This is a genomic window from Aromatoleum evansii, assembly GCF_012910805.1.
GTDB lineage: Bacteria > Pseudomonadota > Gammaproteobacteria > Burkholderiales > Rhodocyclaceae > Aromatoleum > Aromatoleum evansii.
The window spans coordinates 1-386 of record NZ_WTVK01000310.1 but is presented as its reverse complement, the minus strand read 5'-3'; the positions used below and the strand labels follow the sequence as shown (position 1 = coordinate 386).

Sequence of the window (386 nt, the reverse complement as noted above, 5' to 3'; positions counted from 1 at the left end):
GGCAAGAAGGATCCCTCGCTCGGCTGGCGTTTCACCGACGCCTGGCTGTCGATGGCCGGCAACGGCGACAAGGGTCTCCCGAACGGCCTGCCGGTCGACGAATGGGGCATCCGCATGGAAGGCTGCCGTCCGGTCGGCTCGTCGGTCGAGCGTGGCGGCGATGTCAACGGCCCGGCGTCGGTCTATTCGATCGTCAAGTACCTCGACTGGATGAAGAAGTATGCTCCGCCGCAGGCACAGGGCATGACCTTCTCCGAGTCGGGCCCGGTGCCTTCGCAGGGCAACATCGCCCAGCAGATCTTCTGGTACACCGCCTTCACCGCCGACATGGTGAAGCCGGGCATTGCCGTGATGAACGCGGACGGTACGCCGAAGTGGCGTATGGC

1 protein-coding gene is annotated in these 386 nt (G+C 65.3%); it reads left to right on the top strand.

Annotated elements, in window-relative coordinates:
• The coding region (locus GO615_RS28465) for a hypothetical protein (protein ID WP_211167455.1) at positions 1 to 386 on the top strand (386 nt) is incomplete at both ends.